This is a genomic window from Martinezella hainanensis (assembly GCF_900094555.1).
In the GTDB taxonomy this organism is placed as follows: Bacteria; Pseudomonadota; Alphaproteobacteria; order Rhizobiales; family Rhizobiaceae; genus Rhizobium; species Rhizobium hainanense.
Genome location: NZ_FMAC01000005.1, coordinates 125345 through 146910 on the forward strand (window position 1 = coordinate 125345; position 21566 = coordinate 146910).

General features: G+C 60.1%; 19 protein-coding genes. 7 read left to right on the forward strand and 12 right to left on the reverse strand.

Annotation, left to right across the window (positions count from 1 at the left end; genetic code table 11):
- Positions 1 to 10 precede the first annotated feature (10 nt).
- From GA0061100_RS17235 to GA0061100_RS17250, 4 genes are all read right to left on the reverse strand, one after another.
- A complete protein-coding gene (locus GA0061100_RS17235) occupies positions 11 to 1519 on the reverse strand; it encodes an ABC transporter substrate-binding protein (protein WP_075853937.1) in 1509 nt (502 codons plus the stop codon).
- Between the two features lie 84 nt (positions 1520 to 1603).
- Positions 1604 to 2326 (reverse strand): FadR/GntR family transcriptional regulator, encoded by a 723-nt coding sequence (locus GA0061100_RS17240; protein WP_075853938.1) that lies wholly within the window; start codon positions 2324 to 2326, stop codon positions 1604 to 1606.
- Positions 2327 to 2514: 188 nt separating this feature from the next.
- Complete coding sequence (locus tag GA0061100_RS17245; RefSeq protein ID WP_075853939.1) at positions 2515 to 3957, reverse strand: M81 family metallopeptidase; 1443 nt, start codon at positions 3955 to 3957, stop codon at positions 2515 to 2517.
- 7 nt (positions 3958 to 3964) lie between these two features.
- Positions 3965 to 5098, reverse strand: coding sequence for an ROK family transcriptional regulator (locus GA0061100_RS17250; RefSeq protein ID WP_075853940.1), 1134 nt, complete (start codon positions 5096 to 5098; stop codon positions 3965 to 3967).
- A gap of 381 nt (positions 5099 to 5479) precedes the next feature.
- Here GA0061100_RS17250 and GA0061100_RS17255 point away from each other — a divergent pair, with 381 nt between their 5' ends.
- Entirely contained in the window at positions 5480 to 6979 is a 1500-nt protein-coding gene (locus GA0061100_RS17255) for an MDR family MFS transporter (protein ID WP_075853941.1), read from the forward strand.
- A gap of 24 nt (positions 6980 to 7003) precedes the next feature.
- On the opposite strand, the gene GA0061100_RS17260 is transcribed toward GA0061100_RS17255, so the two are convergent.
- Positions 7004 to 7777 (reverse strand): FadR/GntR family transcriptional regulator, encoded by a 774-nt coding sequence (locus GA0061100_RS17260; protein ID WP_244557864.1) that lies wholly within the window; start codon positions 7775 to 7777, stop codon positions 7004 to 7006.
- A gap of 433 nt (positions 7778 to 8210) precedes the next feature.
- Here GA0061100_RS17260 and GA0061100_RS17265 point away from each other — a divergent pair, with 433 nt between their 5' ends.
- Positions 8211 to 9674 carry a DHA2 family efflux MFS transporter permease subunit gene (locus tag GA0061100_RS17265; RefSeq protein ID WP_208621552.1) on the forward strand — a complete coding sequence of 488 codons (1464 nt, stop codon included), beginning with the start codon at positions 8211 to 8213 and terminating at the stop codon, positions 9672 to 9674.
- 21 nt (positions 9675 to 9695) lie between these two features.
- On the opposite strand, the gene GA0061100_RS34695 is transcribed toward GA0061100_RS17265, so the two are convergent.
- Positions 9696 to 9836 (reverse strand): hypothetical protein, encoded by a 141-nt coding sequence (locus tag GA0061100_RS34695; RefSeq protein ID WP_159444792.1) that lies wholly within the window; start codon positions 9834 to 9836, stop codon positions 9696 to 9698.
- Positions 9837 to 10094: 258 nt separating this feature from the next.
- Between GA0061100_RS34695 and GA0061100_RS17275 the strand changes: the two genes are divergently transcribed.
- Both GA0061100_RS17275 and GA0061100_RS17280 read left to right on the forward strand, forming a co-directional pair.
- The gene (locus tag GA0061100_RS17275) at positions 10095 to 11141 is read left to right on the forward strand and encodes an NAD(P)-dependent alcohol dehydrogenase (protein ID WP_075853944.1); all 1047 of its coding nucleotides are present in this window, start codon (positions 10095 to 10097) and stop codon (positions 11139 to 11141) included.
- 169 nt (positions 11142 to 11310) lie between these two features.
- Positions 11311 to 13053 (forward strand): cation:proton antiporter domain-containing protein, encoded by a 1743-nt coding sequence (locus GA0061100_RS17280; protein WP_075853945.1) that lies wholly within the window; start codon positions 11311 to 11313, stop codon positions 13051 to 13053.
- Between the two features lie 15 nt (positions 13054 to 13068).
- On the opposite strand, the gene GA0061100_RS17285 is transcribed toward GA0061100_RS17280, so the two are convergent.
- The 3 genes from GA0061100_RS17285 to GA0061100_RS17295 all read right to left on the reverse strand — a co-directional run bounded on the left by GA0061100_RS17285 (position 13069) and on the right by GA0061100_RS17295 (position 16214).
- Positions 13069 to 13980 (reverse strand): acetamidase/formamidase family protein, encoded by a 912-nt coding sequence (locus GA0061100_RS17285; RefSeq protein WP_075853946.1) that lies wholly within the window; start codon positions 13978 to 13980, stop codon positions 13069 to 13071.
- Positions 13981 to 14077: 97 nt separating this feature from the next.
- Positions 14078 to 15139, reverse strand: coding sequence for an alginate lyase family protein (locus tag GA0061100_RS17290; protein ID WP_075853947.1), 1062 nt, complete (start codon positions 15137 to 15139; stop codon positions 14078 to 14080).
- A 124-nt stretch (positions 15140 to 15263) separates the two neighbouring features.
- Positions 15264 to 16214 carry a GlxA family transcriptional regulator gene (locus GA0061100_RS17295; RefSeq protein WP_075853948.1) on the reverse strand — a complete coding sequence of 317 codons (951 nt, stop codon included), beginning with the start codon at positions 16212 to 16214 and terminating at the stop codon, positions 15264 to 15266.
- A gap of 85 nt (positions 16215 to 16299) precedes the next feature.
- Between GA0061100_RS17295 and GA0061100_RS17300 the strand changes: the two genes are divergently transcribed.
- The 3 genes from GA0061100_RS17300 (at position 16300) to GA0061100_RS17310 (ending at position 19433) form a co-directional block, all read left to right on the forward strand.
- Positions 16300 to 16989: a DJ-1/PfpI family protein gene (locus GA0061100_RS17300; RefSeq protein ID WP_075853949.1), complete on the forward strand. Its 690-nt coding sequence runs from the start codon at positions 16300 to 16302 to the stop codon at positions 16987 to 16989.
- 257 nt (positions 16990 to 17246) lie between these two features.
- Complete coding sequence (locus GA0061100_RS17305; protein WP_075854305.1) at positions 17247 to 18245, forward strand: alpha/beta hydrolase; 999 nt, start codon at positions 17247 to 17249, stop codon at positions 18243 to 18245.
- Positions 18246 to 18599: 354 nt separating this feature from the next.
- Complete coding sequence (locus tag GA0061100_RS17310; RefSeq protein ID WP_143525457.1) at positions 18600 to 19433, forward strand: alpha/beta fold hydrolase; 834 nt, start codon at positions 18600 to 18602, stop codon at positions 19431 to 19433.
- Positions 19434 to 19508: 75 nt separating this feature from the next.
- Here GA0061100_RS17310 and GA0061100_RS34885 read toward each other — a convergent pair whose 3' ends face one another.
- From GA0061100_RS34885 to GA0061100_RS17320, 3 genes are all read right to left on the reverse strand, one after another.
- Positions 19509 to 19682, reverse strand: a complete 174-nt coding sequence (locus GA0061100_RS34885; RefSeq protein WP_015342656.1) for a hypothetical protein — start codon at positions 19680 to 19682, stop codon at positions 19509 to 19511.
- 166 nt (positions 19683 to 19848) lie between these two features.
- The gene (locus tag GA0061100_RS17315; protein WP_075853951.1) at positions 19849 to 20355 is read right to left on the reverse strand and encodes a hypothetical protein; all 507 of its coding nucleotides are present in this window, start codon (positions 20353 to 20355) and stop codon (positions 19849 to 19851) included.
- A 63-nt stretch (positions 20356 to 20418) separates the two neighbouring features.
- The gene (locus tag GA0061100_RS17320) at positions 20419 to 21450 is read right to left on the reverse strand and encodes a CorA family divalent cation transporter (RefSeq protein WP_075853952.1); all 1032 of its coding nucleotides are present in this window, start codon (positions 21448 to 21450) and stop codon (positions 20419 to 20421) included.
- Positions 21451 to 21566: the final 116 nt, after the last annotated feature.

Below are 21566 nucleotides of genomic sequence, written 5' to 3' on the forward strand. Positions count from 1 at the left end.
CTTTGGTCGTTCAGCTGCCCTTCTTCACGCCCACGAGGCGGATCATGCCGTCCGGGGAGGGCACGAAGCCGGATACCTTCTTGTTGTAGGCCCATATCCAGGCCTGGTGCCCGAGGAAGATGATCGGCAGATCCTGGTTGAGGATCGCCTCGGCCGCATCGTACCTCTGCTTGCGCACGGCGTTATCCTGCGACTGGCGCGCCTCCAGCAGCAGCTTGTCGACCTCCGGATTGCTGTATTTGGAATCGTTGAGGCCGGCGCCTGTCGTGACGAACTGCTGAATGTTGCCGTCGGGGTCGGAGCGGCCGGACCAGTCGGAGCGGCTGAGCTGGTAGTTGCCGCTCGATTGTGCGTCGAGCAAGGTCGCAAATTCGGTCGTCTTCAGCGTCACGTCGAAGCCGGCTTCGGCGACCATCGACTGGATGATCTGCATCATCTGCATCGAGACGGGATTGTTGGCGACGGCGAGCTCGACCGGGATGCGGTCGAAACCGGCTTCCTTGACCAGCGCCTCGGCCTTGTCGACGTCGCGGGCAGGTACCGGAACGTCCTTGTCGAACCAGGGGCTGTTCGGCGCAAATGGCTGATTGCCAGCAAGACCCGTGCCGTCGAAGACGATCTGCATGGCAGCTTCGCGGTCGATCGCCAGCGAGAAGGCCTGGCGCAGGCGCTTGTCCTTGCCCATCGGATTGTCGGCGCGCGTGCCGTTGCCGACATTCGCATAGACGCCGAGCCAGCCGGTGCCGATCGCGTCGGCATAGACGAGATTGGGATCGCCCTTGACCGTGGCGACATCAGAGGCGGCCACGCGCTCGATCATGTCGAGATCGCCGGAGCGTAGGTTTGCGAGGCGCACCGTCGTGTCGGGGATCGGCAGGTAGGTCACCTTGTCGATGAAGATATTGTCCTTGTTCCAGTAGTCCTGGAATTTCTCGAGCACGATGCGGTCCTGCTGCACGCGTTCGACGAATTTGAACGGGCCGGAGCAGACGGGATGATCGCCGAATTTGGCACCGGTAGCCTTTGCCGCCGTCGGCGAGACCATCATGCCCGAGCGGTCGGAGAGCTGGGCAAGCAGCGTGACGTCGGGCGCCTTCAGGGTGAAGGTGACTTCGTACTCGCCTGTCGCATCGACCTTGGCGACGGAGGAAAGTTCGCTCTTGCGGCGCGACTCCGGCAATGTCTGATAGCGCTGGATATTGTCGACGACGGCTTGCGCGTTAAATGGCGTCTCATCCTGGAATTTCACGCCCTGGCGCAGCTCCATGACGAGCTGCTTGCCATCATCGGACCATTTCCAGGAGGTGGCAAGCTGCGGTACGAATTTCAGGTCCGGCGTCACGTCGACAAGCTTGTCGCAGAGCGCGGTATAGACGATGCGGCCGACAAAGGTGCGAGACTGAGCAGGGTCGAGCGCGTCGGCATCGTCCTGCAGGCCGATCTTGAGCTCGGCGGCTAGGGACGGCAGCGCGATCAGGGCGCCGGCGGCAAGCGATGCCATGAATTTGGCAATCTTCATTTCGTTCTCCTGTTTATAGTTTTCGTTTTGCAGTCTTGGCCGGTTTCCTCTCCAGCCATGGTCTGGTGTGGGCGAGACTTTTGGTCAGCCCACCTCCTCGGCTTGCCGCGCATCCAGCGAAGTGATGCGGATCAGGCTTTCCTGAAGCATCAGAAGATGTTCGCGCATGGCCTCAGCCGCCTTCATCGGGTTGCGCGCCGCAATGGCGTCGATGATTGCCCGATGCTGTGCATAGGAGACCGGGCGCGTCCTGTTGATGCTGCGGGCCAATTCGCGAATGGTTTGCCAGGCTTCGTCCTGGCGGACATGATTGATCACGTCGAAAATGGTCAGGAAGAACTGATTGCCGGCGCTTTGCGCGATCAACCGATGCAATGCGCCATCCCAGAGTTCGCGGCTGTCGGCATCGTCGCTGGCCGTGATCTTCTTTGCCAGCTCATACATGCGGTCGATGTCGTCGGGCTTGGCGCGCATGGCGGCGAGCTGGGCGAGTTGTGGCTCGATGCGCAGCCGGACCTCCATCACTTCCATGAGGTCGGTGCCGGCGACAAGCGTGCTGACATGCTGGCTCCAGTCGTCCGGTCGTTGTCCGACATAGGTTCCCGAGCCCTGCCGCCGCCAGACGCGGCCTTCCGCTTCCAGCACTTCTAACGCCCGCCGGATCGCACGCCGGCTGACGCCGAGCGTTTCCGAAAGAGCCCGCTCCGTCGGCAGCTTTCCATCGGTCGGCAGATCGGCGGAATTCAAGAGCCCTCGGAGCCTTTCCAGGGCATGCACCGAATTTTCCGGAAGGCTGCTGGTTGCCATGACGAGGGTGAACCAATTTCAGATTGGTTCAATAGAAATTCAACTCGATCACATCGTCAAGCGCTTTTTGTGCAATTTTTGCAATGCGCAATTTTTGTGCGCAATGCGAAAAGGCGACCCGCAAAAACGGGTCGCCTTTTCAGACGGTGGGATGATGGCGTCCGCCCTTACGGCTCTCGGGCGGAGCCTTATCGACCGATGGCGCGCGCCGAAATGGCTGTCTCGGGCGTGAAGTCGAAATCCCTGTCGAAGGGGTAGGTCGGCTTCGTCTTGCGCAGGCGCGGCAGGCGCTCGACGAATTGGTCGACGACGCCGGGCGACAGTGCCATCAGGTTCGGATTGGCGATGGGTGCCAGTTCCGGAGAAAGATAGCCCGATTTGACGACGATGATCTTTGCCTTGTGCGGATCAAGGCCGAGGCGGGTAAAATCGGCGATGTTGTGGTAGGGACGGCGCTTGGCTGAAAGGACGAGGTCGATGCCGCCGATGGAGACGACGGCCTGCATGTCGCTCGCTTCTTTAGTCTCCAGCAGGTGCTTGACGGTGAAGTTGCCTTTTACCGGTTTGCTTCCCTTGGTGTCGAGCGACGCGCCGACGGAGACATCGAGGGTGGCACCGGGGCCGGCGGCATAGCAGGCTTCCGTCGCGGCCTTGTCGGCGATGCCGGCAAAGATGACGCCTTGTGCGCCCTTGGCAATGAGTTCGGCCAGCACATCGGCGCGGTCACCGACGCCGCCGCCCGTCGGATTGTCGCCGGACTCAGCCAGAACAACGGGCGCGGTCGTGCTAGTGATTGCCTTGGCGACGCATTCCTCGATCGAGCCGATTTCGCAGCCGAAAACGAAATCCTGGCGCGCATCCCAATAGGCCTGCGCGAGGCGCTTTGCTTCCCGCTCAAGCACGGCGCGATCCGTGCCGGTCATGATGGCGGCTGCCGTGGCACGCGGTTCGTCAGCCCAGACATAGCCGACCATCAGGGAGGCATCCCAGACGCCGTCAATGGCATCGATTCCGGGCAGCATGTCGTAAAGGCTTTTGGCTGGTTCATCGACGGTGCTGGTGCGTTCGCCCGGCAGCACCACCGGGATCGGCGCCCAGAGCAGGATCGGCTTCACGCCGGTCTTCAGGCTTTCCGTCAGCATCTTGACCGCGCGGCGCATGGTCTCCTCGACATCGATATGCGGGGCGGTGCGATAGGTCGAGTACATGTCGAGCGCATCGATGATGCGCTGGGTGACATTGCCATGCAGGTCGTAACTTGCCGAGACCATGCAATCGTCACCGACGACGGCGCGGGCGGCGCTGATCCAGTCGCCTTCGGCATCTTCCATGCCCTCGACATACATGGCGCCATGCATGGCGAGATAGAGCCCGTCGAGTGGCAGCAAGGCCTTCAGCCCTTCGAGGAACTCTGCCTTGAAGGCCTCGTAGGTATGGCGCGCGACGGGGCCGCCGGCGATTGCTCTGGCATGGATGGTCGGCAGGAATTCGCCGTCATAATCCCTCAGGAAGGCGAAATAGGGCGAGGCAGTCAGCTCTGCGCCGCGCAGGACGCGAAAGTCCTTCTCTTCGTTCAGGACGGGATTGTAGGTGCTGCATTCGATATGAATGCCTCCGACGGCGATGCGCATGGGAACCTCAATAGGGGTTGGGACCAATCAGAAAATTATGAGCGGCAATGCTGGCAGCGCCCCGCGCCCAGACATCGCCATCGACGCGCTGCGTGCGGATCGGTGTCTGGCCGGCATAGCGCGGCAATACGTTTGCCTCGACAGCTTGCTGCATGACTGTGCCGAAAAGGCCATCGAAGCGCCCTTCGACGTGCGTAATCAGGATCAGGCCGGGATCGTTGAACTGGATGAGGTGCGCGATCGCCAGCCCAAGAGCACTGCCGGCGCGATGCAGGACGCGGATCGCTGCGGCGTTGCCGAGCGATGCCTCCGTCTCCAGTTCGTCGAGGGATTGGCAGCTGAGGCCCTCGGCTTTGGCCGTTTCCTTGATTGCCTTCAGCGAGGCTATGGTATCGAGACATCCGCGCTTGCCGCAGCGGCAGGGCGAACCATTGGGCTCGATCGTACAATGGGCAATTTCGCCGGCGCCGCCATGATTGCCGCGATAGAGCTTGCCGCCGATAAAATGGGCGCAGCCGATGCCGTCGTCGAAGGACACCACGCTGAAATTCTGCACGTCGCGGGCGTTGCCGAACAGCTTCTCGCTGACCGCGACCGCCTTGGCGTCGTTTTCTATGAAGGTGGCGATGCCGGTCTTCTGCCTGATGATGCCGGCAAGCGGCACGTCCTGCCAGCCAAGCAGGGTGGATTTGACGCAGCTTGCCTGTTTTTCGTCGACGAAGCCGGAAAGAGCGATGCCGAGGCCTGAGAGCTTGCGACTGGCATCTTTGCATTCGGCCAGCAATTTCGGCAGCGTGTCGGCGATCATTTCGGCAATGATGTCAGGATCGCGCGATAGCGGCATGGTCTGACGAGCGACGATGTTGCCATTGAAATCGCTGAGCACCAGCGGTGCCGGGTCTTCCAGCAGCGAAATTCCACCGAAGAAGGCACCTTCCGGATGCAGGTCCAGCAGGATCGACGGGCGGCCCTGTCCGTAGATCGTTTCCGTCTCCCGCAATACGCCGCGGGAAATCAGATCACGGGCAATCCCGCTCATCGCAGCCTTGCTCAGCCCCATTGAGGCCGCCAGGACCGTGCGGCTGGAAGGGCCTGATTGGCTGATGACCCGCAAAAGCTGCTGCTGAGAGGATGTTAGCAATTCGACGTTCCGTCTGGATCCTTGCTCGTTTCGCCAACAATAAGTTCAGAAAATGAACAAAGCAATCGTAATTAGTTTCATTGAGAATCTAATTAAGCTGAGCTGATAATGAATTTGAGGAGAATACCGATTCCTTGGCCTGTTTCGTGACAGGCGATATCCAAGTGCTGCCTGCGGGCGACTTGGCAGAATATGCTCGCGTTTAAATGGTTGACATCGACCCGCATCAATATGCAAAGCTTATCATAGCGATTCAGCCGGCTCTGGCCCTCCAATCGTCTCGTCCCTAGACTTTGATCCCACCAGCTAAGCGCTCGACCATGGCCGTTATGGCGGCTTGTGCATTTTTGATCTCGGGTGCAGCAGTCAGAAAGGAATGCCATGTCCAGCACGGTCGATCGTTCGAGACGCCCGTTGGTCATCGTCTCGATCATGCTTGCGACCTTCATGGTCGCCATCGAAGCCACCATCGTCGCAACGGCCATGCCGCGCATCGTCGGCCAACTCGGTGGCTTCACCTACTATAGCTGGGTCTTTTCCGCCTTTCTGCTGGCGCAGTCCACCACCACGGTCATCTATGGCAAACTTTCCGATATTTTCGGCCGCAAGCCCATGCTGATCGGCGGCATCATCATTTTTCTCGTGGGCTCGACGCTGGCCGGTTTCGCCTGGTCGATGGCCTCGCTCATCGTCTTCAGGCTGCTGCAGGGTCTCGGTGCCGGCGCCATCCAGCCGGTCACGATGACCGTCGTCGGCGATCTCTACAAACTGGAAGAGCGTGCCAAGGTGCAAGGCGCGCTCGCCAGTGTCTGGGCGATCTCCGCCGTCATCGGCCCGCTTGCCGGCGGCATCATCGTCGACAATCTCTCCTGGGCCTGGATTTTCTGGATCAACCTGCCGCTTGGCGTGCTTGCCATTGCTGGCTTCATGGTCTTTCTGCATGAATCCATCACGCCTCGCGAGGCGAAGATCGACTATCTCGGCACGATCCTGTTTTCGATTTCGATCGTGTCGCTGCTTGTCATCCTGACGGAGACCGATGCCGGATTTGCCGTTCTCTGTCCCCTGGCAATCGTCTTCCTCGTCACTGGTGTCCTGTTCCTGTGGCAGGAGCGGCGAGCGCCGGAGCCGATTATTTCGATCGCGCTCTGGAGTCAGCGGCTGATCGCGACCAGCAACGCCGCGACATTGCTCGCCGGCATGGCCCTGATCGGCCTGACCACGGTCCTGCCGATCTATGTGCAGGGCGTACTCGGCCGCTCGCCGCTGGAGGCCGGCTTCACGCTCACCATGCTGATCGTCGGTTGGCCGCTCGCCGTCATGCTCGCAAGCCGCTTCTTCCGCACCTTCGGCATCCGCACAACCTTGCGCGCCGGCAGCCTGATGTTTCCCTTCGGTTCATTCTTCCTGCTGTTTCTGACGCCGGAGAGCAGCCCGGTGATCGCGGGGATCGGCTCGTTCCTGATGGGCTTCGGCATGGGCCTCATCAGCCTCACCAGTGTCGTGTTGGTGCAGGAAAGCGTGGAGTGGTCGATGCGCGGCAGTGCCACTGCGTCGATCATCTTCTCGCGCAGCCTCGGCAATACGCTTGGCGCCACCGCGCTCGGCGCGATCATGAATGTCGGCATCGCCCATTACGGCAGCGGAGAACTGGCGGCAAGGCTTCACGACATCCTCAACCAGCCGACCGGCCTCTCCGACCTCGTCGGCGATCCCGCGATCCGTGGCGTCTTCGATGCCGCGCTGCACTGGAGCTTCTGGGGCGTTGTCATCGTTGCCTTGACGACCTGCGCGACCATCTGGCTCATCCCGGTGACGCGTGACGCCGGTCGCGGATCGTCAATGCCCAAGGCGGATGCCCAGGATGCGATAACGCACTAACCCGGAGGGGCAAGATGCGGCGCGTCAGAAGCCATAATCGCGGGCAAGCCACGCATCGAGCAGGTTTCTGGATGCCTTGATGGCGGCGTCCGCGTCCTGAGCGATGATCGCGTCGAGGATGGCCTTGTGAAGGGGCAGGGAGCGTTTTTGCCCCTCGGCTATGTCTTCATGGCCCGAAAGCGTGCGGTTGGCGTAGATCCCGACGGCGATCAGATCGATCAATTGCGAATAGATCATGTTATGCGTGGCGGCGAAGATCGCCGTATGAAAGCGCAGGTCGGCATCGGCGTTGCTGTTGACGTCGCCGATGGTGGACGCCATTTCCTCGTAGGCGGAGCTGATTGCGGCAATATCGCTCTCGGTGCGGCGGAGTGCCGCGCGCGCGGTTGCCTCCGGCTCGAGCGCCAGTCGCAGGTCCTTGATCGATCGCATGATTTCGACCGATGGGCCGGTCTCGTAATACCAGACCATGACATCCGTATCGAGATGATGCCAATTGGAGCGTTCCTTGACGCGGGTGCCGACGCGGGTCTTGATTTCCACCAATCCCTTGCCGGCAAGGCATTTCATCGCTTCGCGGATGACGGTGCGGCTGATGCCGAATTGTTCGACCAGATCGGGTTCGTTCGGTAATGTCGCGCCAACCGGATAGTCTCCGCTGACGATGCGGCGGCCGAGTTCGTGGACGAAATAGCCGAAGACGCCGCGTCGCGGGATCGTGCCGTATTTTCGCACAAAGGCATCGAAAGGCGACTGCGTTACGATCAGTTTCGACTCCGGGGTAGCCCTAGAGGTCATTGCGTCCTGGCCATGTTTCATTATGCGGGGCTCTCGTTCCTTATTGGTGCGCCGTTGTGAGAACAATCGTCGGCTGAAGTTCGGTTGGGGAGAGCTTCACGCTGGTGTCTCGGCTTGTTTGAGGCTGTTCCATAGTGTTCCGGTGCTGATCCTGTCGTCCTTTTTGCGGCATGTCGCGGCGAAACCCTAGCATGTCTTGCGCGTCCGTGCCTACTGGCATGGATCGAGAGAGCAATTTGCGGCTGTGAACTCACAGAGATGTCGCTTTACCTGGGGCATCGAAAGAAGCACGCCCGACAATCAAATTGTGTCCCGACTGCCAAGCGAAACGTGATCGCTCAATCGATTGCCGAAGCGATTTCGGCCTATCGTAAACGTTACCGAACCGGTTAAATGCATTCGGGATGCGAGGCGGATTCGGAGTAGCTGATCGATGAACGACATGTCCACGCGTGGGCAGAGGGAGGATGTGCAGGAAGCGGGCTCTCGTTCGCTGTTGATTGCATTGCTTGTGGCAGGTGCCTTCTTCATGGAAAATCTGGACGGCACGGTCATCGCGACCGCATTGCCGCAAATGGCCTTGTCCTTCGGTGCCCGCCCGGTTGACCTCAATATCGGCATGAGTGCCTATCTTCTGACCCTCGGTGTCTTCATTCCGATCAGCGGCTGGATCAGCGATCGTTTCGGCGCGCGCCTGGTCTTTACGACTGCCGTCGTCATCTTCACGCTCGCCTCCGTCCTCTGTGGTTTCGCCAATGGCGTCGGTTCCTTCGTCTCGATGCGTATCCTGCAGGGCATTGGCGGGGCGATGATGGTACCGGTGGGCCGTCTTGTGGTCTTGAACAATACGCCGAAGGACAAGTTGATCTCGGCCATTGCGACGATCACCTGGCCGGCGCTGGTAGCGCCGATCCTTGGGCCGCCGCTCGGCGGCTTCATCACCGACCATGCGAGCTGGCGCTGGATCTTCTTCCTCAACCTGCCGCTCGGCATTCTGGCATTCGTCTTCTCGCTCATGCTCATTCCGGAAACGAAGAGCACGGCACGCCCGCCTTTCGACTGGATCGGCTTCGTCGTCAGCGGCATAGGGCTTGCAAGCCTGATGTATGGGCTGGAACTGATCGGGCGCCCCGATCCAATCTGGTTGGAAGCCTGGACCTATGTGATCGTCGGTTTTGTCCTGCTGGCCGTCGCCGTCCTTCATTTTCTCCGCACCAAGCATCCGCTCATCGATCTCTCGGGGCTGAAACTGCCGACGTTCGCTATTACCATCTCCGGCGGATCGCTGTTTCGCACTGCCATCGGTGCCGTGCCCTTCCTGCTGCCGTTGATGTTTCAGGTCGGATTCGGGCTCAGCGCCTTTCATGCCGGTATGCTGACGCTCGCCGTTTTTGCTGGCAATCTGGCGATGAAGCCGGCAACGACGCCCATTCTGCGCCGCTTTGGTTTCAAGCCTGTGCTGATCGTCAACGGTCTTCTGAATGCTGTTTTCATCGCCGCCTGTGCACTGTTTTCGCCCGACACGCCGCTCTGGTTTATCGTGCCGGTGCTGTTCATCGGCGGCATGTGCCGCTCGATGCATTTTACGGCACTCAATACGATTGCGTTCGCCGATATCCCGCCGCAGCAGATGACGGGTGCCAACACGCTGTTCAGCACCGTCTTTCAGCTGACAATGGGCATGGGCATTGCAGTTGGCGCCATCGGCATCCGCATCGGGCAGGCAATCAGCGAACCGCTCGGAGCAGGGGGCATCGTCGCCATCGAGTTCCGCCTGGCCTTCGTGCTGCTCGGCATCATCGCACTACTCGCTGTGCTGGATTGCTTGCCGCTTGACCGCAAGGCAGGCGACAACGTGTCGCGCAAGCCGAAGCAGGGCACGAAGAAGGCGGCGTAACAATGTCTCTTTCCGAAGCGGTCAGTACGGATATTGGATGAGATTGTAGTGCAGCAATATCGCGGGTATCGCCATCAGGATGATCAGAAGCATTGCGACGCTTGCCGCGCGCACCATCTTCATCCGGCGGGCGCGCTGACCGGTCCAATCGTATACTGCCATAATGAGCCCCTCCTTCTCCTTGATTATTAGAAAGGCAAGAAATGGAACGTCAGTCAATATCGGCAATAGCGAGCTAAATAATAAGTATCTTCTAATATTTCGCGGATGAAGGACGTTTTGCTGACCTGGGAGGGCCACGGAACTTCATCTGCGGGGCCTAAAGAGCGTTTTGTGATCTTGGCCCACACGGTATAACGGACAAGGATTTCGTCCCTGTGTCAGCGGGACGCGGGCTGCTTTGGAAAAGAGGAAAAGTCAATGAGCAAGATGCGCGCCCTGGTTTTGGAGCGTCAACATGAACTGGCGATCCGCGATATCGATCTGCCGCAGGAGGTCGGGCCGGGTCAGGTGAAGATCAAGATCCATACGGTCGGCGTTTGTGGGTCGGATGTGCATTACTACACCCACGGCAAGATCGGCCCCTTCATCGTCAACGAGCCGATGGTGCTGGGGCACGAGGCGGCGGGGACCGTCGTCGAAGTCGGCGCAGGCGTGACGCATCTGAAGGTCGGAGACCGCGTCTGCATGGAGCCCGGCATTCCCGATGCCAATTCCAAGGCCAGCCGCCTCGGCATGTACAATGTCGATCCCGCCGTCACCTTCTGGGCGACGCCGCCGATCCACGGCGTGCTGACACCCTTCGTCGTGCATCCGGCCAATTATACTTTCAAGCTGCCTGATAATGTCAGCTTTGCGGAAGGAGCGATGGTCGAGCCCTTTGCCGTCGGCATGCAGGCGGCAACCAAGGCACGCATTACGCCAGGCGATACGGCCGTCGTGCTTGGTGCCGGCCCGATCGGCATCATGGTGGCGGTCGCAGCGCTTGCCGGCGGCTGTGCGCGGGCGATCGTTGCCGATCTCGCCCAGCCGAAGCTCGATATCGCCGCGCAGTATCAGGGCGTCATTCCCGTCAATATTCGCGAGAAGAACCTCGTCGAGGAAGTCGACCGTCTGACCGAAGGCTGGGGCGCCGACGTCGTGTTCGAATGCTCGGGCTCGCCGAAGGCCTGGGAAACAGTCATGGCGCTGCCGCGACCGGGCGGCGTGATCGTCGCCGTCGGCCTGCCGGTCAATCCGGTTGGGCTCGACGTTTCGACCGCATCGACCAAAGAGATCCGCATCGAGACGGTTTTCCGCTACGCGCATCAGTACGAGCGTTCCATCGCGCTGATTGCTTCCGGCCGTGTCGATCTCAAGCCTCTGATCTCCGAAACTTTCGATTTCGAGGATTCCATCAAGGCCTTCGATCGCGCCGTCGAAGCACGCCCGACAGACGTCAAGTTGCAGATCATTCTCGACCAATAGCCGTTCGCTGTCACATCGCCTTGCCTCAAGCCCTTTATTGGCGTTCCGTATTGGCAAGGCGATGTTTTCCCTAAGGTTTCACATCACCCCGTAGACGGCCCAGCAAAAGCGATGCTAGGTAGCCTTTCAGGGAAACAGGCTTTGACGCCGTGAAACGGGAAGGACTGCCGTGCCGCACGACGTTGCATTGATCGCACTGATTGCCGCGGGCTTCGTGTTCGCGGCCATTTTCGGCTATCTGGCCGACAGGCTGCATCTGCCGCCGCTGGTCGGCTATCTGGTGGCCGGTGTCATCATAGGCTCGTCCACGCCGGGCTTCGTAGCTGATGTTTCTCTGGCATCGCAGCTGGCGGAGATTGGCGTCATCCTGCTGATGTTCGGAGTTGGCCTGCATTTTTCTGCTGCGGATTTGCTGGCGGTACGAGGTGTCGCCATTCCCGGTGCCATCGGTCAGATTGCGATCGCGACGCTGCTCGGTGTGGGCTTGACCTCACTATGGGGCTGGAGTGTCGGCGCCGGCGTGGTCTTCGGCCTCAGCCTTGCCGTTGCCAGCACCGTCGTGCTTTTGAAGGCGCTGGAAGAGCGCAATCTCGTGAGTTCGACCAATGGCCGCGTCGCCGTCGGCTGGCTGATCGTCGAGGATTTGGCGATGGTGCTGGCACTCGTGCTCTTGCCAGCCTTTGCCGGCGTTCTGGGTGGGCACGGGGATGCCAGTGGACATGCCGCTTCCGGTTCGATCTGGCTGACGATTGCCATGACGCTCCTCAAGGTCGCAGCCTTTGCAGCGGTCGCGATCTTCATCGGCCCGCGTGTTGTACCGTGGCTTCTGACCTCGGTTGCGCGCACGGGTTCGCGCGAATTGTTCACGCTGTCGGTTCTGGCGATCGCCCTTGGCATCGCCTTTGGTGCGGCGGAAATCTTCGGCGTGTCTTTTGCGCTCGGCGCCTTCTTTGCCGGCCTCGTGATGAGTGAATCCCATCTCAGCCACAGGGCGGCGGCCGACTCCCTGCCGTTGCAGAATGCCTTTTCGGTCCTGTTTTTCGTGTCTGTCGGCATGCTCTTCGATCCGACGGTTCTGATCCGCGAACCGTTGATGATCATCGGCGTGCTGGCGCTGATCATGCTCGGCAAGGCACTGATCGCCTTTGGCGTTGTGCTGCTGCTGCGCTATCCCGCCAGCATCGGCTTTGCTGTCGCAGCGGGGCTGGCGCAGATCGGCGAATTCTCTTTCATTCTCGCAGGGCTCGGCGTTTCGCTCGGGCTGTTGACGCGGGAAGGACAGGATCTCATCTTGGCCGGCGCGATCCTCTCGATCACGCTCAATCCGCTCGCCTTTTACGCCACCGAAAAGCTGGAGCACTGGGCGTTCGCCCGCTGGCCGTTCCTGGCGAACAAATACGGCATGGCCAAGCAGGAAGGCCTGCGCCGACAGTTGACCGCGATCAACAAACAGCGCGAGGAACGCGATCGCCAGCATCATCTCGAGATCGAGCAGCTCATCGAAACTTTCCCGATGTTTGCCGAGCTTGATGATAACGAGCACGAAGAGCTTCTGCTGCTCTTCCGCCCGAGATCGGCCTCACCGGGCGATCGGGTGATTAGAACCGGCGATCGCGGTGACAGCATGTTCTTCATTGCTTCGGGCGCCGTCGAAGTGCAGCTGGAAGACGACGAAATCCCGCTCGCCGCCGGCGCCTTCTTCGGCGAAATGGCACTGCTGACGGGCGCACGCCGCACAGCCGACGTCGTTGCCGTCGATTTCTGTCAGCTCTTCGTGCTTGATCGCCGCGACTTCAATCTGTTCATGTCGCGGCATCCGCAGCTGCGTGCCGCCGTCAGCCGCATGGCGCGCGAGCGGCAGGAGAGCAATGTGTCGCGCCAGCGGCGCGACCTGTCACAGGATGCAGGCTGATATCAGGCTGAGGCTCTATCGGCGCTTCAGCCAAGATTTCGAGACACGGCAGGCCATGGTGTAGGCAGGATCAAAGACGTTGCCGACATCGTAGCGTACGACCTGACCGAGAAGATGGCTGGCGGCAGTCCTGTCGAGGCCATAATCGGAGCCGAGCCAGCGCAGCATTTCACTGGTGGCGTGCTGCAGCGCCTGGTCGAGAGGCCGGGCATTGCCGATGGTGAAAATATCCTCAGCGGTCTCGCCCCGCGGCCAGACGATTGCCTTCTTCTTTTCGACGCTGAGGCGTACCGTCACCTCGAAGGTGGTCTCGATGCCGGTGCCGACGATCTCTCCGTCGCCTTGTACTGCATGGCAATCGCCGAGGAAGAAGAGCGCGCCGGGCGCCGATACAGGAAACCAGATGGTCGTGCCCGGCCCGAGCAATCGATAGTCCATGTTGCCGCCGAATTCGCCGCTGGTCGCTGTCGATATCGCCTGACCGAGCGATGGCGCGACTCCGAAGCAACCGATCATCGGAGCGAGCGGCAGGGTAAGGGTTTCGAGACCTGCCACGGGTTCGGCGAGCCGTGCCGTCAGGCTCTGACGGTCGATCTGCCAGATCGCCTTTTCGCCTGCTGGCAGCATGCGGACGTCCTGCGGATCGACGACATTGGCGGCGACCACGCTGCGCGTGAAGCCCGTATCGCGCGTCGGCACCATCGCGAGGATCTCGACCTTGAGGGAATCGCCCGGCTCAGCGCCCTCGACGAAGATCGGCCCGTTCATCGGATTTGGGCCGGAGATCTGGCGAATATCGTGCTTGTCATAGCCGGCGGCATCGAGCGTTTCGGTAACCACGGTATCGCCGTCGGAGACATGCAGGGCCGGCGGCAGCGAGCCGATGACATTGTGGTAGGTGTTCGGAACGAAACGATGTGTCGTCATTGTCTTCTCCGCTTTCCGCGCATGTTGAGTCGCCCAAGCTTAAGCGGCTCTCATGCCGGCGAAAAGACAGCAGTAGCCTCTGGCTGGCAGCCTTCATTCAGCTTGCCGGGAGACCGCCGAGATAGACGACGCTGCGTGACGTCAGTTTCTTCAGCAGTGCGGCAAGTGCGGGATTTGGAAAACGGCGCTCGAACGGTGTTGCCCACGCGATGTCATCGGCGTGAAGTGGCGTGGTCTCCTGCTTTACACCTGCCTTTTCAGCGAAGAAGGACGGGTCATCGATGCCGGTGACGACGCTTTGCATGAGGCGGGACAGGGCATTGTCATTGACCGCGTAGAGGTCGACCCCGTTGGCGGAGGCCATCTCCGCCAGAGTGACGAGGGGAGCGGCTGCGAAGATATGGTAGTGAAGCGCCCGCGAACGCCGGGCCATCTCCAGGGGCAGGGTTCCATCCGATTGGATCTGGCTCGCGCCGATCTTGAAGCTGTCCATGCCCCAATCGAACAGGTCTTTGCGGTTGGCGGCAATTCCGGCGGCCATTGCCGTGAACCCTGCCCAGTAACGATGATTGTTGCGGCCGTCGCTCTTGTCGCTTCGGGGCTGGTAATAGGCGATGTTGCGCGAGGCCACATCGGCAAGCCAACCGGCTATCCGCGATCGTTCGTCGTTGGGGATGGTGTCGTCTGCACGGATTTTGAGCCAGGCGACGGCAAAGGAACCGAGCATCCATCCTTGAACATAGACCGCCTGGTTCGTTGCGGCACTGTCCGAAAGAGCCTCGTGGGTGGCAAAGCCGTCGAGGAAGCTTGCGACGCAAGCCGCCTCCGCCTCGTTGCCATCACTTCGATAGTGATCGGCCATGTCGACAACCGAGCGCGCCGTCGAACGGAGACTGCGAGTAGCCTGATCGTAGGCCTGCTTGCGAACCGGATCGATGATCGAGTGCGCAGCGTCCGTATAATAGTCCGAGACCTTGAGGGTAGAGGGCAACTGCGGTGCCATCGGGCACCGGAATGCCATCTGCGTCTTGCCGGCTGAAACCGGCGCATCCCATGGACCGTGCGACGTAGGAGCTGCCTGTCCCTGGGTTGCATTTGCGATCATCAGAAGTGTGGCGAGAAAAACGGACTTCTTGAAAAGATCTTGAGAGCGAGACATTGGACACCGTGCTTGGGAGTGCTTGTTGCATGCACTGAGCACTATTGACCGATTAGTGGCGATTTTGCGTTGCACGCGGCCTTGTTTATTGAACCGATCGCAAGCTGCTGCTCGTGGCGGCCGCCTAACCGAAGTGGTCGCGGAATGCCTGTGGTGTCGTCCCGAATTTCCGCATGAAATTGCGGCGCATGGTTTCTTCCGAACTGTAGCCGCAGCGCATGCGTGCCTGATGCACGGTCAGGCCTTCTTCCAGAAGGCGGCGGGCCGCTTCGATGCGGATGTCTTCCACGGCGCGGGCAGGTGTCCGCCCGGTCGCCTTCAGATAATGGCGCGAGAAGCTGCGTGCGCTCATTTTCGCCTGTTCGGCAAGCGTCGGCAGGGAGAGGTCGGCACGCAGATTGTCCATGATCCAGCCATGCAGGCGGTCGAAGCGTTGGCCACCCTCCTGAAGTTGCAGTGCCGTGCTGAATTGCGCCTGGCCGCCCGGCCGCTTCAGGAAAACCACAAGCTCGCGCGCAACCGACAGCGCCAGCGTGCGGCCAAGATCGGCCTCGACCAGGGCGAGGGAAAGATCGATGCCTGCAGTCACGCCCGCAGAACTCCAGATCCGCCCGTCCTGAACGAAGATCGGATCCGGCTCGAGCTTCACTTGCGGGAAGCGCTTGGTGAATTCCTTGCAACGGTTCCAATGGGTCGCTGCCCGGCGCCCGTCCAAAAGGCCGGCTTCCGCAAGCAGAAAAGCGCCGCTGCAGACGGAAGCTATCCGACGGGCATTCGCGGCTCGTCGGCGCACCCATTCGATCAGCTCGAGGTTCTCGCAGGCTTTATTGACGCCCCAGCCGCCGGCGATGATCAAGGTGTCGAGCGGAGTATCGGTATCGGTGAGCGGCGTAGTGATGAGCGAGAGACCTGAACTCGTTTGGGTCTGCGTGTTTTCCGCAACCACGATAGCCTTGTAGGGTTTCGGCTGGTCCGGCTCATGCGTCGCCTCATTGGCGCTGGTGAAAACCTGCAACGGACCGGTGATGTCGAGCAGCTGGGCGTTGTCAAAGGCAAGAATTTCGATGCGGCGCATGATTGGCAAGAAATGACGGTGGTTTGGCAAATATGCCAGATCGTTGTCGCATAGACTTGGAAAAGTCAATCATCGGAGACATCTCATGACCATTCGCTTCGGCCTGCTTGCTTTTCCCAAGGTCCAGCAACTCGATCTGACCGCGCCCTATGAGGTATTTGCCTCGATGGATGATGCGGAGATTCATCTCGTCTGGAAGGATGCCTCACCGATTGTTTCGGCGACGAAGCTGGTGTTGCAGCCGACAACGACGTTCGCCGAATGCCCGCCGCTCGACGTGATCTGCGTGCCCGGCGGTGTTGGCGTCAATGCGCTGCTGGAGGATGCGACCGTCCTGAGCTTTATTCGGGAACAGGCGGCCCAGGCTCGCTTCGTGACATCGGTGTGTACCGGTTCTCTAGTTCTCGGCGCAGCTGGACTGCTCAAGGGCAAGAAGGCCACGACCCATTGGAATGCGCTGGATTTCCTCGAGAGTTTCGGAGCCATTGTCACGCCGGGACGCGTCGTGCGGGATGGCAATCTCTTCACCGCAGGTGGCGTTACGGCCGGTATCGATTTCGGCCTGACGATTGTTGCCGCCTTGCGCGGTCGGGAGGAAGCCGAAGCGATCCAGTTGTCGCTGGAATACGCGCCAGAGCCGCCCTTTCATTCCGGGTTGCCCGAGAAGGCCAGCTTTGAGGTATTGGCCAGAACCAAGGAGCGCCTTGCCGGCTCAAGGATGGCGCGGCAGGCGATCATCGCTCGTCTTGCGGCAGCCGGACATGAGCCTGAATGAACGTCGACTTGTCCACCGGCACTGTCACTTCAATGAAACGGAGCACCGATAGGCAGGCGATCATAGGTTGATCGTGTCGAGGCAATGATGGGCGGGAGGATGAATGGAATTCCGGTTACACCTCGCCCATCATACTTGACACAAATAGCTTTTCTGCGACCGTGGTCTCACGATATCGTCCACGGCCTTGCGGGGAAAAGGCTCATTTGATGAACGAGTTCCGATCATTTCGCTGCATATCCTGTTTCCTCGTGGCAATGACCGTTCTGGTGGGCGCAAGCCTCGGGTCGATATCGCGGGTCGCAGCCGCGGAGACCTCCGAGATCGCACCGCAAACGAAGGCTTCCAGCGAGCAGATCGAGAAGCTGATCGGCACTTTGCGTGACAGCGGTGCCGTGTCCGGAGCCGATCTGTTGCAACGCCGCTCCGCTTTCGAGAAGCTCATGGCATCGACGCCAGGTCCGGCGCGTGTGCAGATACGTCGTGTCGACGCCAACGGTGTGGATGGTGATCTGATCTGGCCCGCACGGCTGCATCATCCGATCGGGCGGCGTGCCATTCTCTATTTGCATGGTGGCGGCTTCTATAGCGGCTCCCTTCGGACGCACGCCAATATAGCGGGTGCGCTCGCAAAGGCGGCCTCGGCCGACGTCCTGTTGATCGACTATCGTCTCGCGCCGGAAAATCGCTTTCCCGCGCAAAGAGATGATGCCATTGCCGCCTATCGCTGGCTTCTGACATCAGGATACAAGGCCGGCAACATCGTTATTGTCGGCGAGTCGGTCGGTGCAACTCTGGCCATCGAGGTCGTTTTGAACCAGCTTAGGCTGAGTGGTGCGCTTCCGGCTGCGGTGGTTGCGATGAGCCCGATTACCGACTTTGCCGCAACAGGGGCCTCCCTGGCCGCCAACGCCGCCAGCGATCCCTTCATGAACAAGGCCGAGCTGACCCTCATCCACGATGCGGTCGCGCGTGACCGTCCTCTCGTCGATCCCGACATATCGCCGCTATATGGCAATGTCTCCGGGTTTCCTCCGCTGTTGATTCAGGTCGGCGCTCGCGAGGCGCTGCTTGATGACATCTCGCGGTTCGCTGACAAGGTACGTCAGGCGGGCGGCGATGTGAGCCTGGAAGTCTGGCCGGGGATGATCCATCAATGGCAGATTTTTCCATTCTGGCTCGACGACGCGAGGAAGTCGAACGAACGCGTCGCGCAGTTCGCGATTGCGCATTTCGTTGATAAGCCTATGCAGTAATTACCATGCGCAGTTGGGCCGCATCTGCCTTCGAAACTCTCGTTCAATGAACCAATGTAGCTTCGTAGGCCTATGAAACCATTCACTATCTTCAATTTGTTATCGCGACAAATAATTGTTTGATAATTTTTATATGGACACGAGTGGCGAAAGGCGCTAAGTGTATTGATGTCGCGATAATGAATCGCACGATAAATTTAAGTGGAGATTGAAATGAGCCAGTCGATCCCTCAAGCTACCCGTCGGGGTGTCATGACAGCCGGACTTGGCCTTGCGGCCGCTGCAGCTGGCAGCCCCTTCGCTCAACCTGCACAAGCCTCTACAAAGCAATCAACTTCGAAAGGTAAGGACACAATGAGCAGCAGCACGATCACCACCAAGGACGGCACCCAGATCTTCTACAAGGATTGGGGAACGGGCCAGCCGATAGTCTTCCATCACGGATGGCCCCTGAGCTCAGACGATTGGGACGCTCAGATGCTATTTTTCCTTCATCAGGGTTACCGCGTCATCGCCCACGACCGCCGCGGCCACGGTCGCTCCAGCCAGACGGCTACTGGCAATGAGATGGATACTTATGCTGCCGACGTCGCAGCGCTGACCGAGCATCTTGGCCTGAAGGGCGCGATCCATGTCGGCCATTCGACGGGCGGCGGCGAAGTTGCCCGCTATGTCGCCCAGTATGGCGGCCATGGCCGTGTTTCCAAAGCCGTGCTGATCGGCGCCGTGCCACCGATCATGGTCAAGTCCGACAAGAATCCCGGCGGCTTGCCGTTGGAAGTATTTGACGGTTTCCGCGCGGCACTGGCTGCCAACCGCGCTCAGTTCTTCCGCGATATTCCGGCCGGACCGTTCTACGGTTTCAATCGTCCCGGCGCTGCTGTTTCCCAGGGCGTTATCGATAATTGGTGGCGCCAGGGTATGATGGGCGGCACCAAGGCTCATTACGATTGCATCAAGGCTTTTTCGGAAACAGACTTCACCGAAGACTTGAAGAAGATCGAAGTCCCGACGCTCGTCATGCATGGCGACGACGACCAGATCGTTCCGATCGCAGACTCGGCCGAGCTTTCCATCAAGCTCCTGAAGAACGGCACGCTGAAGGTCTACAATGGCTTACCGCATGGGATGGCGACCACCCATGCTGACGTCATCAACGCGGATCTGCTTGCCTTCTTCAAGGCCTAAGCAGCTCGAAGGTCATGCGCCCGCCGAAAGGCGGGCGCTTCACAGCCTGCCGGGTGCTGTACCATCCCCACCAAGTCAGCTGTCGAGTTTCAACGAGAGCTGAACGGCGCGCGGCAAGGGCGGTAGCGGCCGGCTGATTTCAACCCGGCGCGTCCATGTGGCGCGCCGTTCCTGTTCGCGCTCCCGAAGGGCCTTCGAGACAGCGACAAAGGTCATTGCACGTTCGATGACTTGTTCTGCCTTGGTCATGGATATCTCCATTTGTTCACTTTATGTTCTCATATGGAGTCCCAAAAGTCAAGCGATCCAGGCCCTCGGCTCGAGTGGTGCCTTTGATGTCTCGATTGGCAGTTCCTTGTTGAGATAAAGAGCTAGAGGATAATCGCCCCAATCGGCGAAAACGAAGCTTGGAATGCTATTGACGCCGAAGATTGATCTCGCTTGTTACGACCGATTTGTCCGAGCTCAGATCCTTGTCGATGGTCCGGAGCGTCAGCTGGCTGCTGCCCTGCCGGCGGATGGTCATACTGGCATCGCGATCGCCATTGACGAGGCGCGTCCAGCGCACTGCGAGATTGATGACATTGCCCTGCCTGCCGCCTGATAGCTGCGACGTCGCACCGGATGGACCGGTATAGGTGCCCGAATATCGGTTTCCGCTCGCCGTGAGTTGGGCCGAGATCGCACGACTGATAACGAGAAGGCCGCGGCAGGTCCCCTGCATAGAAATGGATGTACCGGGTGCGCGGATATTGAACTTGCAGGAAACATTGATCGGCGGGCCGCCGATCTTTCGAAGCACCTTGCCGGTTCCCGTCCAATTGCCGTTCAGCGGCTTTAGAAATCCGCTTTCGTCGGCGTAAGTGGGCACCGCGGCGCAGATCGCTGCGAGGACTGCAAGAAGGCATGCTTGTCGGCGCATGACATCAATCCCTTCACGAGACTTGATAGGAACGTCGCGGGCATATTCGCGGTTCCGTTGCAGTCAGAGCCAGTTGATGCGCTTCAGAATATAGAGGGTGACGATGGAGGTGACGGCGACCAGCACGACGATGATGATGAATGCCCAGGTATCGTTGACGCCTGGAATGCCGCCGACATTCATGCCGAAAAGGCCGGCAACGACGCTCGGCGGCAGGAGCAGGGCGGCAAGCGCCGCAAGCCGGTTGGAATTGCGCGCGATGCGCTCGCTGATGACGGTCGACAGGTCGTCGTGCAGGATGCCCGTGCGGTCGCGGATTGCGTCGAGATACTCGATGCAGCGCATCAGCTTGTCGATGACCTCGCGCATGCGAAGCTTGTCGCGCTCGGCAAGCCAGGGAGCGTCGTCGTGTTCGATGCGGTTGAGGGCATCGCGTTGCGGTGAAAGATAGCGCCGTAGCTGCACGGCACGCCGGCGAAGCAGCTTCAGGCGTTCGCGGACTTCGGCGGCCTCGCCGTGGAAGATCAGTTCATCCAGCTCGTCAACTTCCTCATCCATCTGATCAAGAACGGGTTCCAGGTCCCTCACGAGTTTATCGCTGACGAGCGCAAGCAGCTCGCCGGTGCGCTTCGGGCCTTTGCCCTTTTCCAGCGCCTGGCGAATGTCGCGCAGCGCGGTGATGTAATGGCCGCTGTCACGCAGCGTCACCACACGGTTTTCATCTACCCAGGCATGCAGGGGAACGAGATCCAGATCTTCGGCTGTCTCTTCGGCATCCTCGGGCGGGGCCGCGCAGACACCACGAAGGATGATCAGCAAGCCGTCGTCGACCGGCTCGACGCGCGGCCGCGACTCATCCTCCAGGAGCGCATCGGCGACAAGGGGATCGAAACCGCCACTTCGCGTTACCCAGGCTGCGGCGGCGTCATGATCACGCTCCAGATGAACCCAGAGTATTCCGTCCGCGGGCTTCCAGCTCTGCAGGCCGGCCGCGCCGATGTCACGACATCCGCCATTGCCGTCGAGAAGGACGGCGAAACGTATGCCAGGTTCAGCGCCGTAGCTGAGTTGGACCTTGTGGACTTCGATCTCCATCCGCTCCCATCCTCCCCCGAGTGTAAAAGGAAAGCGAAATCATGCAGCTATTTTCAATAGTTCTAGCACCAAGGACGATGAGGTGGAACCGGAGTCTGCGATGAGTGATCGCCTAT

Bases quoted from the DNA above. Each gene is read 5' to 3' on its own strand.
- GA0061100_RS34885 (WP_015342656.1), bottom strand. From the start codon at position 19,682: ATGACCAAGGCAGAACAAGTCATCGAACGTGCAATGACCTTTGTCGCT.
- GA0061100_RS17245 (WP_075853939.1), bottom strand. From the start codon at position 3,957: ATGCGCATCGCCGTCGGAGGCATTCATATCGAATGCAGCACCTACAAT.
- GA0061100_RS17255 (WP_075853941.1), top strand. From the start codon at position 5,480: ATGTCCAGCACGGTCGATCGTTCGAGACGCCCGTTGGTCATCGTCTCG.
- GA0061100_RS17275 (WP_075853944.1), top strand. From the start codon at position 10,095: ATGAGCAAGATGCGCGCCCTGGTTTTGGAGCGTCAACATGAACTGGCG.
- GA0061100_RS17235 (WP_075853937.1), bottom strand. From the start codon at position 1,519: ATGAAGATTGCCAAATTCATGGCATCGCTTGCCGCCGGCGCCCTGATC.
- GA0061100_RS17320 (WP_075853952.1), bottom strand. From the start codon at position 21,450: ATGGAGATCGAAGTCCACAAGGTCCAACTCAGCTACGGCGCTGAACCT.
- GA0061100_RS17260 (WP_244557864.1), bottom strand. From the start codon at position 7,777: ATGACCTCTAGGGCTACCCCGGAGTCGAAACTGATCGTAACGCAGTCG.
- GA0061100_RS17290 (WP_075853947.1), bottom strand. From the start codon at position 15,139: ATGTCTCGCTCTCAAGATCTTTTCAAGAAGTCCGTTTTTCTCGCCACA.
- GA0061100_RS17265 (WP_208621552.1), top strand. From the start codon at position 8,211: ATGAACGACATGTCCACGCGTGGGCAGAGGGAGGATGTGCAGGAAGCG.
- GA0061100_RS17285 (WP_075853946.1), bottom strand. From the start codon at position 13,980: ATGACGACACATCGTTTCGTTCCGAACACCTACCACAATGTCATCGGC.
- GA0061100_RS17295 (WP_075853948.1), bottom strand. From the start codon at position 16,214: ATGCGCCGCATCGAAATTCTTGCCTTTGACAACGCCCAGCTGCTCGAC.
- GA0061100_RS34695 (WP_159444792.1), bottom strand. From the start codon at position 9,836: ATGGCAGTATACGATTGGACCGGTCAGCGCGCCCGCCGGATGAAGATG.
- GA0061100_RS17300 (WP_075853949.1), top strand. From the start codon at position 16,300: ATGACCATTCGCTTCGGCCTGCTTGCTTTTCCCAAGGTCCAGCAACTC.
- GA0061100_RS17315 (WP_075853951.1), bottom strand. From the start codon at position 20,355: ATGCGCCGACAAGCATGCCTTCTTGCAGTCCTCGCAGCGATCTGCGCC.
- GA0061100_RS17310 (WP_143525457.1), top strand. From the start codon at position 18,600: ATGAGCAGCAGCACGATCACCACCAAGGACGGCACCCAGATCTTCTAC.
- GA0061100_RS17240 (WP_075853938.1), bottom strand. From the start codon at position 2,326: ATGGCAACCAGCAGCCTTCCGGAAAATTCGGTGCATGCCCTGGAAAGG.
- GA0061100_RS17305 (WP_075854305.1), top strand. From the start codon at position 17,247: ATGACCGTTCTGGTGGGCGCAAGCCTCGGGTCGATATCGCGGGTCGCA.